The organism is Nocardiopsis suaedae (assembly GCF_027706745.1).
Lineage (GTDB): Bacteria > Actinomycetota > Actinomycetes > Streptosporangiales > Streptosporangiaceae > Nocardiopsis_A > Nocardiopsis_A suaedae.
Genome location: NZ_JAQFWP010000004.1, coordinates 126,765 through 141,303, shown reverse-complemented (window position 1 = coordinate 141,303; position 14,539 = coordinate 126,765). Strand labels below are relative to the sequence as shown.

Genomic DNA, 14,539 nt, shown 5'->3' with positions numbered 1-14,539 from the left:
TGGGGAGCTCGCCCTCCGGCCAGGGGAGCGCGGGGCGTCCGCGCCCCCTCCGGCCCGGGAGCGAAAGGGGACTCGACATTAGGCCCGGCCGGGGCGCCGTTCCAGAGGGCGGACGGTGCGGCGTCTCCGGGAAGAAGGTCACCCCGGGCGGGGACGCTCGTCGTCCCAGCGGGCGAGGAGGAGCCCGACCAGGTCGTCGCGGTTGAGGCCCGCGGTGCGGGCGCGCCGGACGAGGTCGTCGGCGGCCGCGCTCAGCGGGTCGGCGGGGGCGGTGGCGGCGACGAAGGTCCCGCGCGTGCCCCGCCCGTCCAGGAGGCCCTCCTGCTCCAGCTCCCGGTAGGCGCGTGCGACCGTGTTGGCGGCCAGCCCCAGGTCGGCGGCCAGGCGCCGCACCGGCGGCAGGCGGTGCCCGGCCGGGAGCGCCCCGGAGCCGATGAGCCCGCGGATCTGTTCGCGCACCTGCTCGTACGGGGGGACGTGGGAGCGGGGGTCGACGGTGATGATCACCGGGCACCGCCGTCAGCGCCGTCCGCACGGTCCGCGCCGTCGGCACCGCCCTCAGGGGCCGGACCCTGCGGCAGCCCTTGGGGCCACAGCCGCGCGCGGTAGCGCCGCCCGCTGCCGACCAGGTCGACGGCGATGGAGGCGGCCGCGTACACCAGGGCGGCGGCGAACATGGCGCCCATGAACAGCACGCCGGCGGGGTTCTGCGCGGTGGTCCCGGTGGGCATCGCCGTCGCCGCGCCCATGACGGTCGTGGCGGCCATGGCGCTCACGCCCGTCGCGGCGGACAGCAGGGCGCGGACCCGGTAGGCGCGCACGGCGTCGTCGGCGGCGAGCTCGTGCGGGGCCGCCGCCCGGCGGGGGGCTGCGGTGAAGCGCGCGGCCAGGACGGCGGCGCCGCCGGTCACCACCGGGCCGACCACGGCACCGGCGGCCATCAGGGGCCAGTTGGCCTGTGAGGCGTCGACGAGGTCGGTGCCCAGGAAGAGCGCGATCAGTCCGACGCAGGCGGCGGGCAGGAGGCCGGAGGCCAGGGCCGCCCAGCGCGCGAGCGGGGAGACGTAGTCGGTGACCGAGGGCATGAAGGGGCGGGCGACACGAGGGGCGTCGTCGGCGCGGGCGACGGTGGCCCTCACCACGGGGACCACGGCGCCCACGGTGCGTCCGAGCAGGTAGGCGGCGACGAGGGTGACGGCCCACTGGTCGTTCTCACGCAGCGCGGGGACGGTGAGCCCCACGGCGAGGGTGGCCAGGATGAGGAAGGCCGAGGCCCCGGCGGCGGTGGATTCGTCGCCGTACAGGCGCCGGGCCAGTGCTGCGTCGGCGTAGGAGGGCGGCAGCCCGGCCCGCGCGGCGAACCGGCGGACGGGTTTGACGGCCGGCGGTTTCAGGCCGGACGAGATGGTTTGCGAGACGCTGAGGAAGACGACCGCGAGCGCGATCCAGCTGGCCATGGAATCTCCTTGTATTGCTCTTGTATCAACGTAGCAGTACAAGCTCCCGATGTGTACCCGGAGCGAGCGCGCCCGAGCCCTTCTGCGGGCACAATGGGGACATGTCCCGCACCGATCGGCACGTTCCCCCGCGCCCGAACCCCGCGCCGACCTGGACCGCCACCGCGTTGCGCCGCCGACCTGCACAACGCCGCAGCATGGAGCGGGTCGAGCGGCTGTTGCGCGCGTGCGCCGCGCTCCTGGAAGAGGAAGGGGCGGCCGCGGTGACCACGACCGAAGTGGCGCGCCGCGCGGAGATCCCCATCGGCACGGTGTACCAGTTCTTCTACGACAAGGACGGCCTGATCCGCGCGCTGGCCGCGCGGAACATGGAGCTGTACACCGACCGCCTGACCGAGCGCCTGGGCGCCGCCGAGGGCGCCGACTGGGCGGGGGCGGCCCTGACGGCCGTGGACACCTACGTCGACCTGCGCCGTACCGTGCCCGGATTCGGGGTGCTGGACGCCGACCCCGACACCGGATACGACCCCGAGGCGTGCGCCCCCCGGCCGCCGTCGGGGAGGTCGGGTCCCGGGCGCCGCGACGACCGGGTGTCCGGGACGCTGCTCGCCATGGGGCTGACGGCCACCGGAAGCCCCCCGGACCCGGAGACCGAGCGCAGGGTCCGCGTGGCGGTCGAGGCGGCCGACGCGGTGCTGTCCCTGGCCTTCCGGACCGATCCCGGCGGCGACCCGGACCTGATCACCGAGTGCCGGGAACTGCTGCGCTCCTACCTTCTCGACCACGCGAGCCACCCGAACCACTTGGACCACTCCGACCACCCGGTGGACGCCGCGGAGGGCGAGGCACCGTAGAGCGCCCCCACGCCCCTGCGGGTGCCCTCATGAGGACCTCCTCATGGCGCGGTCATGAACGCGTCATGAACACCTCCGAACCTTGAATCGGCGCCGGTTCCCCCGACCCCGGTGCCGCGCTCGGAGGACCTCTGTGAACGCGAACATCGCGCTCGCCCTCGCCGCCGACCTGGCGGCCGTCACCGTCCTGGCCGGTGCGGTCTACTTCCGCCGCCACCGCCGTTCGGACCTGCTCTTCGCCTACACGGCTCTGAACATCGGCGTCTTCGCGGTCTGCGTCCTGCTGATGAACCAGCGGGTGGAGCTGGCGGTCGGCTTCGGCCTGTTCGGCGTGCTGTCCATCATCCGCCTGCGGTCCGGCGAGATCACCCAGCGCGAGGTGGGCTACTACTTCATCTCCCTGGCCCTGGGCCTGGTCAACGGCATCGGCGCCGCAGGCTCTCCCGCCGCGGCCGCGCTCCTCAGCGCCCTGCTGATCACCGTCATCGCCGTCGCCGACCACCCCCGCCAGGCGGCTCGGGCCGAACGGAGGGTGCTGGTGCTCGACACCGTCCACCGCGACGACGACGCCCTGCGCGCCGACATCGAGCGCCGCGTGGGGCGGCCCGTGCTGGCCGCCATCGTCAACGAGGTCGACTACGTCCGCGACGTGACGGTGGTCGACGTCCGCTTCCGGGGCGCGTCCGCCCGCGCGGACCGGGGGAGCGGCGGCCGCAAGGCGCCCCGGAGGCAGGCCGCCATGGCCGGGAGCGGCCGGTGAGCCCCGCCCTTGCGGCGGCGTTCCCGCCGATCACGCTGGAGGAGGCCGTCGAGCGCGCCGGGCTGCAGGCGCGCGTCGACCGCAAGTACCTCATCCCCCGTGGGGCGTTCGCCGAGTTCGAGCGCCGCCTGGCCGATCAGGAGGACTGGCGGGAGCTGGAGATCGCCGGGCGCCGTGGAGGCGCCTACTCCTCCACCTACTTCGACACCCCCGACCTGCTCACGTTCCGGCAGCACCGGCAGGGGCGCCGCCGCAGGTTCAAGCTGCGCACGCGCGCCTACCTCGACACCGGAACCGCGCACTTCGAGGTCAAGCTCCAGGGGAGCCGCCGCGCCACGCTCAAGGAGCGCATTGCCCACCCCTTCGACCGCCGCGACGAACTCACCCCGGAGGCGCGGGACTTCGCCGCCGAGGCGCTCGGCGAGGGGTACGGGCAGGCGCCGCCGCGCGCGCTGGTGCCGTCGGCCGTGACCTCTTATCGGCGCCGCACCCTCGTGCAGGGGTCGGGGCAGGCCCGGCTCACCCTCGACGAGCGCCTGGTGTTCTCGGTCGGCGGCGACCGCGTCACCGTGCCCGACGGGTGGGTGCTGGCGGAGACCAAGTCGCCGGGGACCGACACCCCGGCCGACCGCGAACTCCGCCGCCTGGGCGTGCGCCCGCGCCCGGTGAGCAAGTACTGCCTGGCGGTGGCGTGCCTCTACCCCGGTACGCGCGGCAACCCGTGGAAGCGGACGCTGCGCGACCTGTTCGGGCCCGACGCCCCGCCTCCGGACCCGCCCTTCAGCCCGGCGGCGGTGCGGTGAACAACGGGAGGACCACCTCGTCCACCACCTCTTCGATCACGCGGTCCGTGATCGGAGTGCCCTGGAACAGGAAGTGGTGCCGCATCACCGCGTGCCCCGCCTCCAGGCGCCGCGGAGTCAGTGCCTCGGCCCGGACCTCGCCCCTGGCCACCGCCCGGTCGGCCACGCGGCGGATCTGGGCCAGGCTCTCGCCGCGGGAGGCCGACCGGATCTGCTCGGCGACCTCCGGGTCGTGCAGCACCTCCCCGAGCACCCCGCGCATCGCTTCGCCCGTCGGCCCCTCCAGCAGGAGGGCGACGCCCCGGAACAGCTCCAGCAGGTCCCCCCGCAGGCTCCCGGTGTCGGGTGCGTCCATGTACCGCGGCACCACGTGGTAGACCGCCTCCATCACCAGGCGCGCCCGGTTCGGCCAGCGCCGGTACAGCGACGCCTTGCCGGTCCGGGCCCGCTCGGCCACGCGCTCCATGGTGAGCCTCGCGTATCCGGTCTCCTTCAGCTCGGCCAGGACCGCTTCGAAGATCGCCGCGTTGAGGGCGTCGCCGCGCCTGCGCGGCCGCTTGCGCGGGTCCTCCTCGGCCGCATCCGGGCCGGACCCGTCAGGGGTGCCCACGGGGTCGCTCCGCCTTTCCGACTGGTGGGGGCCCAGGGCTCCGCCGGCCCGTCGGCGGCCGCCCGCCTCGCCGGGCCCCATCACGCGCCCCCGGTCCCCTCGGATCCTACGGACGGGCGCGGTGCGGCCGCCGTCACGTGCCCGGCGTCGCCGTCGACCCGCACTTCCGCCCCGTCGTCGAGCGCCGACGTGCCGTCGCCGGTGCCCATCACCGCCGGGATGCCGTACTCGCGGGCGACGATCGCCGCGTGCGATCCCAGGCCGCCCGAGTCGACCACCACGGCGGACGCGCGCTGGAACAGGGGCGTCCACGACGGGTTGGTGTAGGGGCATACCAGCACGTCCCCGGCGCGCATGCGCCCGAACTCCGAGGGGTCGCGGATGACGCGCGCGGGCCCGGTCACCGCGCCGCCGCCCGCCGGGGTGCCGCTGGCCAGTACCGGCGCGTCCGCGCCCTTCGACGAACCTCGGGAGGGCTCGTCGCGCGGCATCACCAGCATCGGCACGCTCGTCAGGGAAGCGCGCTTGGCGGCCCGGCGGCGCACGGCCGCCCGCAGCCGCGCAATCTGCTCCTCGGGCAGCCCCGGCAGGTCGGCGATGCCCTCCAGTTCTTCCAAACGCAGGTGGAAGACCTCGTCCGTGGAGTCCAGCACGCCCTCGTCCGCAAGGCGGCGCCCCATCTCCAGCAGCGCGCTCCGCAGGTGCGGGAGCGCGCGCGTGAAGTGGAAGTGGCTGTCCTCGCGGAAGGCGACCCCGGCGCGGAACCGCTCCACCAGGCGGGCCGCCCGCTGCCGGGCCGCCGGGTTGCGGCGCAGCCTCGGGTGGGCGTTCAGACGCGCCAGCGCCTTGCGCGCGCTGTCGGTGTCGCGCTTGGGCGGCTCGGAGGCGAGGAGCTTCACCATCCCCAGCACGGTCTCGGGAACCTCGCTCCACGTGGGGGAGGAGGCGTAGACGGCGCTCGCGGTCTCCCGGTTCCCATAGGCGGCCATGAACGCGTCGAACCTGGGGGCCAGCGGCGCGAGGACCGGGTCGGTGCCCACCGCCTGCGCCAGCTCTTCGGGGGTGCGGTCCGCGAACGCCTCCGCCATGGCGGGGTCCTCCCGGACGAGCTCCGCCAGCTCCTCTAGGGCGCGGTTGGCCTGCTCGGTGCAGGTGAGCGCCCCGAACGCCAGGTCGCTCGCGGAGACCGGGTGCCCCAGACGCGCCAGCATCAGGTGCGTGCGGACGAACGGCACGACGAGGTTCGGCAGGTAGTCCGTGCGAAGCTCGGTCATCAGGGGCACGAGCCCCAGGGCCTCTCGGGGCCGCTTGCGCAGCTCGTCCCAGGGCAGGTCGGCGGCCGGCCGGGCGGCCAGCGCGTCGAGCGCCTTCTCGTAGCGGGTGAAGCGCGCGTCCTTCGTCCACCGCTCGATGGGGAAGCGGCGCGCCTTGGAGGCGAGCCGGAACGGCGCGGCCAGGGTGTGCAGGGTCGGGCGGGGCGTGGGCGGAATGAAGCGCACCACGACGCCGTCCTCTTCGGGAAAGAGCCGGTCGAGCGAGGGCAGGCGCGCTCCGATGAGCCCCTTCATCATTCCGGCGACCATGCCCTCCAGCAGTTCGCCCGTCCAGGTCGTCATGTCGAGCGGGTAGGGGCGCGTCTGGAACATGTCGAGCAGGATCGGCCCGATGCGCTTCTGCACCGGGTTCAGCCGAACCGGCTCGGGCGGCACGGCGGTCATCGGCCGCGCCTGCAGGAGCAGCACGCGCCCGTCGGCCACCGCCCATTCGATGTCCATGGGGCGGCCCCAGTGCCCGGCGACCCTGCGGCACAGCCGCGAGAGCTCCTTGAGGGACGACCGGTCCATCCCCTCAGGGGACTCTCCTGGGGCCGTGGAGGGGGAGCCCTCCTCGTGGACGACGCCGCCGCCCTCGGCCGCGCGCACCACCACCTCGCCGCGGCCCGCACGGTGCTCGACCACCGCGCCGTGCGGGTCCAGCAGGTAGTGCTCGGGCGTGACCAGGCCTGAGACGACCGACTCGCCCAGGCCCCGCCCGGCATCCACGACGACCCGGTCGCGGCGCCCGGTGACCGGGTCGGCGGTGAAGGCCACCCCGGCCCAGGCGGCGGGCACCATCTTCTGCACGGCGACCGCGATGCGCACGTCGGGGCCGTCCATGCCGATGCGGCGGCGGTAGGCGATGGCGCGGCCGCTCCACAGCGATGCCCAGCAGCGCCGCACGGCGTCCAGCAGCTCCTCCTCGCCGACGACGTTGAGGTAGGTGTCCTGCTGCCCGGCGAACGCCGCCCCGGGCAGGTCCTCGGCGGTGGCACTGGAGCGCACGGCCACCGGGCCGCCGCCCATCCGCCGGTAGGCCTCGAGGATCGCGGTGCGCAGGCCGTCCGGCAGGTCGGCGGCCTCGAACGCGGCGCGCACGGCCGCGCCCTCGTCGGCGTCCCCGTCGGCGTCCCCGTCGGCGGGGCGCTGCTCCAGCGCGCGCAGGGCCGCGGCGGGCGCGCCCTCGGCGGCGGCGTGAGCGTAGGCCAGCGTGGTGACGGCGAACCCGTCCGGGACGGGCAGGCCCAGCCGGACCATCTCCCCGAGGTTGGCGGCCTTGCCTCCGGCGGTGTCCAGGTCCGATCGCCCGAACGCCGACAGCGGGGCGACCAGCGCCCCGGCGCCGTCGGTGACGTCGGCGCTGCCGGTGTTTCCGGTGCTGCCGGTGCGGGTGGTGTGCGTTCGGGTCATGGCGACTCCTCGGTCTCATTACCGGTGTTCCCCGTGCCGGGGGAGGTGTCGGACGCGTGCGCGGTCTCCCTCAGCGGGAGGGCGGGCAGCGCGGCGCAGAGCAGGACGGCCAGCCCCATCAGCGGGGCGGCCCAGGCGAACAGCGGCGGCAGGGCCTCGCCGAACGCGGTGGCGACCGCCGCACGGTCGGCGGGCGGGAGCGCGGCGGCGGCCTCGGGCGACAGCGCCGAGGCACCGCCCACCCGCGCCGCCGTCTCGGCGGGCAGCAGCGCCGCGAAGCGCAGGTTGACCAGGGCGCCGGTGAGCGCGGCCCCGGCCGAGGCGCCGACCTGGCGCCAGAAGACGACGGCGGCGGTGGCCGCGCCCAGGTCGGCGCGGGGCGCGGCGTTCTGCGCCACTAGCGTCATGACCTGCATGACCAGCCCCAGCCCGAGGCCGAGCAGCGCCAGCAGCCCGGCGACCTGCGCCGGGGTGCTGTCCGGCCCGAGCGCGCCCATGGCGGTCATCGCCGCGGCCGCCACCGCCGTGCCGACCACGGGGTAGGCGCGGTACCGGCCGGTGCGGGTGATCATCCGCCCGGAGGCCACCGTGGTGACCAGCACCCCCGCCATGAGCGCGATCATCACCGCGCCCGCCTGGGAGGCCGACGCGCCCAGCGCGATCTGTACGTAGGCGGGTACGTAGGCGGCGATGCCGAACAGGGCGGAGCCGACCAGGAAGGCGACCGCGACGGCGGTGCCCACCGAGCGGTCGCGCAGCAGCCGCGGCGGCAGCACCGGGTCGGCGGCGCGGCGTGCGGTCACCGCCCAGGCCGCGGCCCCGCCGATGAGCAGCGCGGCGGCCGCCGGGACCGCCCAGTCGGGGCGGCCGGGCCAGCCGGGCGCCGAGCCCAGCACCACCAGCCCGACCACGGCCGCGGCCAGGGACAGCGCGCCCGCGGTGTCGACCGGGCGGTGGGCGGTGGGCCGGGGCAGCCGCAGCGTGGCGGTCACGGCGACCAGCGCCGCCAGCCCCAGCGGCGGGTAGAGGTGGAACAGCCACCGCCACCCCAGGGCGTCGGTGACCGCGCCGCCCAGCAGCGGCCCGCCCACCGCCGCCAGGGCGAACACCGCGCCGAACAGTCCCAGGTAGCGGCCGCGCTCGCGCGGGCTGACCAGCTCGCCCAGGGCGGACTGGACGCCGACCATCACCCCGCCGCCGCCCGCCCCCTGCACCGCGCGGGCGATGAGCAGCGCCGCCATCGAGTCGGCCTGCCCGGCCGCCAGGGCGCCCGCGGTGAACAGGGCGATCGCGGCCTGGAGGGGGCGGGTGCGGCCGAACCGGTCGCCGAGGCGGCCGTAGAGGGGCATGAGCGCGGTGGCCGCCACCAGGTAGACGGTGATCACGAACGGCATCAGTCCGAAGCCGCCCAGGTCGCTCGCGACGGCCGGGAGGGCGGGCGCGATGGCGGTCTGGTCGACCGCGCCGAGCAGCATCCCCAGCAGCAGGCCGGGCAGGGCGCGGCGCACCTGCGGGGGCGTCGGCCGGCGGGTGCTCTCCATCGGGGTCCTCCTCGCCACGGCGGCGGGAACGGGGCGGAACCGTTTAATGAACGTTCCGTTCTCAATGTAGACCCGGCCGAGTAGGGAACGCAACGTTTCCAAACGGGTGGCCGGGTCCGGTCGCGCCGCCCTCCGTGCCGGGATCCGGCCGCACGCGTCCCGCGCCATCGGGGATGTCGGAGCGGATCGTACGGACCTGACCCCATATAGTTACGATTCGTATCCGGTGTGCTGCATACCGTGATTGCAACTTCGGGGTGCCGGGGGCGGGGGCGGAGGGAAGGCCGTTATTGACGGACGACGGGACCGACCGGGGAACCGACATGGCCAGACCGGAACGCAGACGCCGAGGGGGACTCCTCCCGACCCTGCTGTGCTGCCTCGCGGTCGCCCTCGCGCTGGCGATCGCCGTGGCCTGGCGCGCCGACGTCTACGACCGCAACATCGAGCGGATCACCGGCGCCGTGCCCGACGAGGAGGGCCGCCCGGTCGACGACCCCGGGGAGAACTGGCTGCTCATCGGCTCCGACATGCGCGGGGAGTCGACCGCACGCAAGTGGCGCGAGGGCGAGGCCGACGCCGACGTGGTCATGCTCCTGCACGTGCCCGAGGGGGAGGCCCGCGCCTACGTCATCGCGATCTCCCGGGACTCCTGGGTGGAGATCCCCGGCCACGGCGAGGGCAAGATCGCCGACGCCTACTCCCTGGGCGGCCCCCGGCTCCTCACCTCCACCGTGGAGGCCCTGGGCGACGTGCGGGTGGACCACTTCGCCGCGCTGGACTTCGCCGGGTTCGAGGCGATGACCGACGCCCTGGGCGGCGTGGTGATCGACCTGCCCCGCGAGGTGTACGACCCGACCAACGGGTGGTACTGGGAGGCGGGGGAGAACCACATGGACGGCGAGGAGGCGCTGCGCTTCGTCCGCGAGCGCAAGGGGCTCTCCGGCAGCGACCAGGACCGGATCAAGCGCCAGCAGGTGTTCCTGCGGGCGATGGCCGAGAAGGCGGTCAGCGAGGAGGTCCGCACCGACCCCCGCCGCCTGGACGCCTTCCTCACCGCCGCCAGCGAGTCGGTGGCCGTGGACGAGGACACCACCATGGGCATGATGCGGGGCCTGATGATGCGCCTGGTCGGCATCGGCCCCGAGGGGGCCGTCTTCCTCAGCCTGCCCGCCGAGTCCACCGGCTGGGAGGGCGAGCAGAACGTGATCTACCTGGACGAGGAGACCGCCGCGGGGGTATTCGAGCGCGTCCGCGACGGAAAGCTCATGGAGTACATCGCCGAGGAGGGCCTGGAGCACGAGGCGGAGAGCCTGGAGGTCCAGAGCCCCGAGTACTGAGCGCCCGCCCGGCCCTGCGCGCCGTGTGGCCTGCGGATCAGGGGTCCGACTCGTCCGTCACACCGGTCCGCAGAAGGGAAGAGCGTGGGCCCCGCGCCGGTTGCCCCTGCTCGGGCGGGTGCGCCCGCGTTCGCCGCGCCGCCCTTCCCGACTTCCGTCCACCATCCGTGCGACCACCGAGGAGAACCATGTCCACCACCGAAGCGCCGACCGCGACCAGTCGCGAATGGCGGCTCGCCGCCCGCCCGCAGGGCTGGCCCACCACCGACGACTTCCGGTTCGTCGAGCGGGACCTGCCGCCGCTGGGGCCCGGCGAGGTGCGGGTGCGCAACGCCTACCTGTCGGTCGACCCGTACATGCGCGGCCGCATGGACGACAAGCCCTCCTACGTGCCGCCGTATGAGCTGGACAAGGCGATGGAGGGCGGCGCGGTCGGCCGGGTGGAGGCCTCGCGCTCCGACGACCTGGCCGAGGGCGACCTCGTCCTGCACACCCTGGGCTGGCGCGACGTCGCCCAGGGTGCGGCGGCCTCCTTCCGCCGTATCGACCCGGTGCCGGGCGTGCCCGAGTCGGCCTACCTGCACGTGCTGGGCATGACCGGGCTGACCGCCTACGTGGGCCTGCTGGACGTGGCGCGGATGGAGCCGGGCGACACCGTGTTCATCTCCGGCGCGGCCGGGGCCGTGGGGAGCGTCGCCGGGCAGATCGCCCGCCTGAAGGGGGCGTCCCGGGTGGTCGGCTCGGCCGGGAGCGACGCCAAGGTCGACCTGCTGACCTCCAAGTACGGCTACGACGCGGCGTTCAACTACAAGAGCGGCGACGTGGGCGCGCTGCTGCGGGACGCCGCGCCGGACGGGATCGACGTCTACTTCGACAACGTGGGCGGCGACCACCTGGAGGCGGCGCTGGCCGCGTTCAACCGGGGCGGCCGCGCGGCGGTGTGCGGGATGATCTCGGCCTACAACACCGAGGAGCCCCCGGCGGCGCCGCGCAACCTGTCCGAGTTGCTCAAGAAGGGCCTGACGCTCAAGGGCTTCACGGTCGGGTTCTACGCCGACCGGATGAAGGACTTCATCGCCGAGGCGGGCCAGTGGCTGGCCGAGGGGAGCCTGGTCTACGACGAAACGGTCGTGGACGGCGTGGACAACACGCTGCAGGCGTTCCTGGACATGATGCAGGGAGCCAACACCGGGAAGATGCTGGTGCGCGTCTCCTGACCCCTCTGCCCGGCCCGGCCCCGTGCGGGGCCGGGCCGTCTCCGGATCTGCGATCGCCGGGGGTGGCCGAGGCGACCCTTCTTCCCGGCCCGTGGTGGCCGACGGCGCTCCTCGCCCTCCTCCTCGGGGAGGCCGCGATATCCCTCCGCCCGCCGGCGTTCATCCGGGACCGCCTCGACGGGTGGGAGTCCCGCGTGAACGGTGGTGGACGCTCATCGCCGCCGAGACCCTGGCGGCGGCCGGCCTCGTCACCGGCGTCTGGAGCCCCGGAATCGCGGCGGCCGCCCATGCGGCGAGTGTCATCGCCTACTTCCTCCGTGCCGCCGCCGCGCACATCCGGGCGCGTTTCACCGGCCAGGCGTTGTGGGTGAATTGTTTGGGAATGCTGGCGCTCTCAGCCGTCTCACCTGCGCTTTTCCTTCACTCCGTGAGGTCGCCCGTGCGCCAGCAGTGATATTTCAGATTTATACAACTGAATCCGGATTCGCCGCATCAGAGGTAACGACTGCCCCCCAGCCATCGCCGCTCACATGACCCCCGCAGCGGTGCGACCGTTCCATCCCCATCACCGGAAGGTGCCGACGATGTTCCGTATCCCCACCCTTCACCCCCCGGCCGGGGCCGTCCTCGCACGGGCGGCCGCGGTGGTCGCCTCCGTGTCCCTCGCCGCGGGGCTGAGCGGCTGCAGCTTTTCCATCGGTGACCCGCAGCCGGTCGGTGAGGAGCAGGAGGGCTCCGCCGACGAAGAGGGGTACGACATCGACGAGGGCGACGGCGAGGCGAGCGCCGACGACGCGGACGCGCAGGACGCGGACGCGCAGGACGGAGGGGAGACGGGCACCGACGTGGAGAACCCGAACGACGGGCTCCCCGTGGACGCCTCCCAGGCGACGACCTGGGCGAGCGACAGCTACTGGCTCCAGGGCACCGGTGAGGGCCTCTACCGGTTGGAGTGGACGCCGACGGACGACACGACCGTCGAGCTCACCCACTCCGGCAGCAAGAACTTCATCATCGAGACCTACGGCGAGGACGGGGACCGCTACGCGAGCCTCGTGAACGAGATCGGCGTCTATGAAGGCAGCTCCCGATTCGGCGACCTGCCCATGGTCGACGGGTCCGAAGCGGTCGTCTACCTCTACGTCCGGGCCGACGGCGCCTGGACCATCGGCCGCTGACCCTCCGCCCGGAGGGCCGTGACGCCATTGGAGGCCGGGGGTTCGTCCGCCCCCGGCCTCTCCTTCACGGCCCGCCGTCGGCTCAGGAGAGCGTGCGCGGATCGATCCCCACGGCGGGCAGGATCGCCTGGTCCACGATCATGTCCAGGTAGGCGTCGTCCGGCGGCTGCATCGTGTCGAGCATGTGCTTGAAGACCATCGCCTCGCCGATGTCCGCCACCACGTCCGTCACGCGCTCGCGGTCCACGACGCCCTTGTCGGCGTAGTGCAGCAGGGCCCGCTTCGTGAACCTCTCGCCGCGAGGGTCGAACACCTCCCGGTACAGCCGCTCGTGGAGGTCCGGGCGGGCCCACGACGCCACCAGCACGGCCATCAGCGCCTGCGCGTACTTCGGGCGCGTGTCGAAGGAGTCCCGCATCAGCCGGAGCGCGCGGACGAGGTCCCCGCGCAGGTCGTCGGCGGCCGGCGTCGGCTCCTCCATCGGGTAGGCCGCGTGCAGCGCCTCCAGCACGATGTCCTCGGGCGCCTCCCACCGCCGGTACAGCGAGGTCTTCGCGGTCCCCGCGCGCCGGGCGATGCCCTCCATGGTCGCCCCTTCGAGCCCGCGCGCCGCCGTCTCCTCCACGGCCGCGGCGTGGATCGCCCCGACCAGCGCTGCCCCGCGCCTGCGCGTGCCCTTCGGGCGGGTCTCAGGCGCCTCGGCCGTCCCGTCGGCCCCCCGCGTCTCGTCCATCCCGTTCTCCACCCGGTTCGACCGCTTTCCGTCCAATAAAGAAAACGCTTGCGTATCTTAGTGGGGTCATGTTGGATACGATTCCGTAGCTAAAACCGTCAACGGGGGACCCCTCATGTCCACGCCATCCTCCCTTGCGCCGGCCGCCGTCCCGGCCGCGCGGCGCTCTCTGGCGCCCGACCTCGCACGCGGCCTCATGCTGCTGGTGATCGCCACCGTCCACGCCCACATGTTCCGCATCGCCGTCGGCGGGAACGCCGGATACTCCCTCGACGGCCCACTCGACACCGCCGCCACGGCCGCCGTGGCGCTCTTCGCCGAGAACCGCGGCTACCCCATGTTCGCGGCCCTCTTCGGCTACGGGCTGGCGCAGATCGCCCTGCGCCGCACCGCCGAGGGGCGGGAGTGGCCCTGGGTGCGCCGCCTGCTGCGCCGCCGCGGCCGCTGGCTGGTCGCCATCGGCCTGGCCCACGGCATCCTGATCTTCTTCGGCGACGTCATCGCCGTCTACGGCCTGATCGCCCTGCTCTTCGCGGGCGTCATGCGCTGGACCGACCGCCGCCTGCTCGCCCACGCCTTCGCCTGGGGGTCGGCGGGCACGCTCGTCTACGCGGCGGTCAACGGCCTGGCGATGGGCGCGGCGGCGGAGGGCGGAACCGTCTCCTCGCCCCTGGACGACCTGGTCATGCGAGTGGTGATGCTGCCGTTCTTCCTGCCCCTGCTGATCATCATCTCCGTGTTCCCGTTCATGGCGGGCGTCTGGGCGGCCCGGCGCCGCCTGCTGGAGGAGCCCGAGCGGCACCGCGCGTTCCTCACCCGCCTGGCCGCGATCGGCATCCCGGCGGCCGTCGTCGGCGGGGCCCCGCACATGCTCATCGCCATCGAGGCCTGGCAGCCCGCCGCCCCCGTCGTCACCGGGGCGTTCTGGCTGCACCTGCTGGTCGGCTACGCGGGCGGGTTCGGGTACGCCGCGCTGATCGCACTGGTCGCCCTGCACACCGGCGACCGTTGGGGCCCGGTCGTGAGGGCCCTGGCGGCCACCGGACAGCGCTCGATGACCTGCTACCTGCTCCAGTCGGTGGCCTGGCTGGTGCTGATGCCCGCCTACACCCTGGGCCTGGCCGCCGACCTGGGCGACGCGGCCGCCGTCGGCACCGGCGCGGGGGTGTGGCTGGCCACGGTGCTCCTGGCCGACCTGATGCGCCGAGCAGGCTTCAAACAGGGCCCAGCCGAATGGCTCCTCCGCCGCATGACCTACGGGACCCCGGCGAAGGTGGCGCCCTGACCGCCACGAAGGCGAACGTACGGTTCGCTCGCGGG

General features: G+C 74.2%; 13 protein-coding genes. 7 read left to right on the top strand and 6 right to left on the bottom strand.

Annotated features, from left to right (window positions below):
* Positions 1 to 138: 138 nt before the first annotated feature.
* The gene (locus tag O4U47_RS03905) at positions 139 to 507 is read right to left on the bottom strand and encodes a GntR family transcriptional regulator (RefSeq protein WP_408638920.1); all 369 of its coding nucleotides are present in this window, start codon (positions 505 to 507) and stop codon (positions 139 to 141) included.
* On the bottom strand, positions 504 to 1,457 hold the full coding sequence (locus tag O4U47_RS03900) for a hypothetical protein (protein ID WP_270676132.1): 954 nt from the start codon (positions 1,455 to 1,457) through the stop codon (positions 504 to 506). Before O4U47_RS03900 ends, O4U47_RS03905 begins: the two co-directional genes overlap by 4 nt.
* Before the next feature lie 101 nt (positions 1,458 to 1,558).
* On the opposite strand from O4U47_RS03900, the gene O4U47_RS03895 reads away from it, so the two are divergent.
* From O4U47_RS03895 to O4U47_RS03885, 3 genes are all read left to right on the top strand, one after another.
* On the top strand, positions 1,559 to 2,311 hold the full coding sequence (locus O4U47_RS03895; protein WP_270676131.1) for a TetR family transcriptional regulator: 753 nt from the start codon (positions 1,559 to 1,561) through the stop codon (positions 2,309 to 2,311).
* 133 nt (positions 2,312 to 2,444) lie between these two features.
* The gene (locus tag O4U47_RS03890; RefSeq protein ID WP_270676130.1) at positions 2,445 to 3,071 is read left to right on the top strand and encodes a DUF4956 domain-containing protein; all 627 of its coding nucleotides are present in this window, start codon (positions 2,445 to 2,447) and stop codon (positions 3,069 to 3,071) included.
* Entirely contained in the window at positions 3,068 to 3,874 is an 807-nt protein-coding gene (locus O4U47_RS03885) for a polyphosphate polymerase domain-containing protein (RefSeq protein WP_270676129.1), read from the top strand. The genes O4U47_RS03890 and O4U47_RS03885 overlap by 4 nt, the downstream gene beginning before the upstream one ends.
* Here the strand turns inward: O4U47_RS03885 and O4U47_RS03880 are convergent.
* The 3 genes from O4U47_RS03880 to O4U47_RS03870 all read right to left on the bottom strand — a co-directional run bounded on the left by O4U47_RS03880 (position 3,852) and on the right by O4U47_RS03870 (position 8,751).
* Positions 3,852 to 4,484, bottom strand: coding sequence for a TetR/AcrR family transcriptional regulator (locus tag O4U47_RS03880; RefSeq protein WP_408638919.1), 633 nt, complete (start codon positions 4,482 to 4,484; stop codon positions 3,852 to 3,854). The two genes, O4U47_RS03885 and O4U47_RS03880, sit on opposite strands and share 23 nt — an antisense overlap.
* An 80-nt stretch (positions 4,485 to 4,564) precedes the next feature.
* Positions 4,565 to 7,210: a PEP/pyruvate-binding domain-containing protein gene (locus O4U47_RS03875; protein ID WP_270676127.1), complete on the bottom strand. Its 2,646-nt coding sequence runs from the start codon at positions 7,208 to 7,210 to the stop codon at positions 4,565 to 4,567.
* Complete coding sequence (locus tag O4U47_RS03870) at positions 7,207 to 8,751, bottom strand: MFS transporter (RefSeq protein WP_270676126.1); 1,545 nt, start codon at positions 8,749 to 8,751, stop codon at positions 7,207 to 7,209. Before O4U47_RS03870 ends, O4U47_RS03875 begins: the two co-directional genes overlap by 4 nt.
* A 323-nt stretch (positions 8,752 to 9,074) precedes the next feature.
* Here O4U47_RS03870 and O4U47_RS03865 point away from each other — a divergent pair, with 323 nt between their 5' ends.
* The 3 genes from O4U47_RS03865 (at position 9,075) to O4U47_RS03855 (ending at position 12,486) form a co-directional block, all read left to right on the top strand.
* Complete coding sequence (locus O4U47_RS03865; protein WP_270676125.1) at positions 9,075 to 10,091, top strand: LCP family protein; 1,017 nt, start codon at positions 9,075 to 9,077, stop codon at positions 10,089 to 10,091.
* Between the two features lie 188 nt (positions 10,092 to 10,279).
* On the top strand, positions 10,280 to 11,308 hold the full coding sequence (locus O4U47_RS03860; protein ID WP_270676124.1) for an NADP-dependent oxidoreductase: 1,029 nt from the start codon (positions 10,280 to 10,282) through the stop codon (positions 11,306 to 11,308).
* Positions 11,309 to 11,892: 584 nt separating this feature from the next.
* A complete protein-coding gene (locus O4U47_RS03855) occupies positions 11,893 to 12,486 on the top strand; it encodes a hypothetical protein (protein WP_270676123.1) in 594 nt (197 codons plus the stop codon).
* Between the two features lie 82 nt (positions 12,487 to 12,568).
* On the opposite strand, the gene O4U47_RS03850 is transcribed toward O4U47_RS03855, so the two are convergent.
* Positions 12,569 to 13,219: a TetR/AcrR family transcriptional regulator gene (locus O4U47_RS03850; RefSeq protein ID WP_270676122.1), complete on the bottom strand. Its 651-nt coding sequence runs from the start codon at positions 13,217 to 13,219 to the stop codon at positions 12,569 to 12,571.
* Between the two features lie 115 nt (positions 13,220 to 13,334).
* Here O4U47_RS03850 and O4U47_RS03845 point away from each other — a divergent pair, with 115 nt between their 5' ends.
* A complete protein-coding gene (locus O4U47_RS03845; protein WP_270676121.1) occupies positions 13,335 to 14,504 on the top strand; it encodes a DUF418 domain-containing protein in 1,170 nt (389 codons plus the stop codon).
* The last annotated feature ends 35 nt before the right edge of the window (positions 14,505 to 14,539 follow it).

Excerpts from the sequence above, each read along its gene's own strand:
- O4U47_RS03865 (WP_270676125.1), top strand. The coding sequence starts at position 9,075 with ATGGCCAGACCGGAACGCAGACGCCGAGGGGGACTCCTCCCGACCCTG.
- O4U47_RS03855 (WP_270676123.1), top strand. The coding sequence starts at position 11,893 with ATGTTCCGTATCCCCACCCTTCACCCCCCGGCCGGGGCCGTCCTCGCA.
- O4U47_RS03875 (WP_270676127.1), bottom strand. The coding sequence starts at position 7,210 with ATGACCCGAACGCACACCACCCGCACCGGCAGCACCGGAAACACCGGC.
- O4U47_RS03900 (WP_270676132.1), bottom strand. The coding sequence starts at position 1,457 with ATGGCCAGCTGGATCGCGCTCGCGGTCGTCTTCCTCAGCGTCTCGCAA.
- O4U47_RS03860 (WP_270676124.1), top strand. The coding sequence starts at position 10,280 with ATGTCCACCACCGAAGCGCCGACCGCGACCAGTCGCGAATGGCGGCTC.
- O4U47_RS03895 (WP_270676131.1), top strand. The coding sequence starts at position 1,559 with ATGTCCCGCACCGATCGGCACGTTCCCCCGCGCCCGAACCCCGCGCCG.
- O4U47_RS03870 (WP_270676126.1), bottom strand. The coding sequence starts at position 8,751 with ATGGAGAGCACCCGCCGGCCGACGCCCCCGCAGGTGCGCCGCGCCCTG.
- O4U47_RS03850 (WP_270676122.1), bottom strand. The coding sequence starts at position 13,219 with ATGGACGAGACGCGGGGGGCCGACGGGACGGCCGAGGCGCCTGAGACC.
- O4U47_RS03845 (WP_270676121.1), top strand. The coding sequence starts at position 13,335 with ATGTCCACGCCATCCTCCCTTGCGCCGGCCGCCGTCCCGGCCGCGCGG.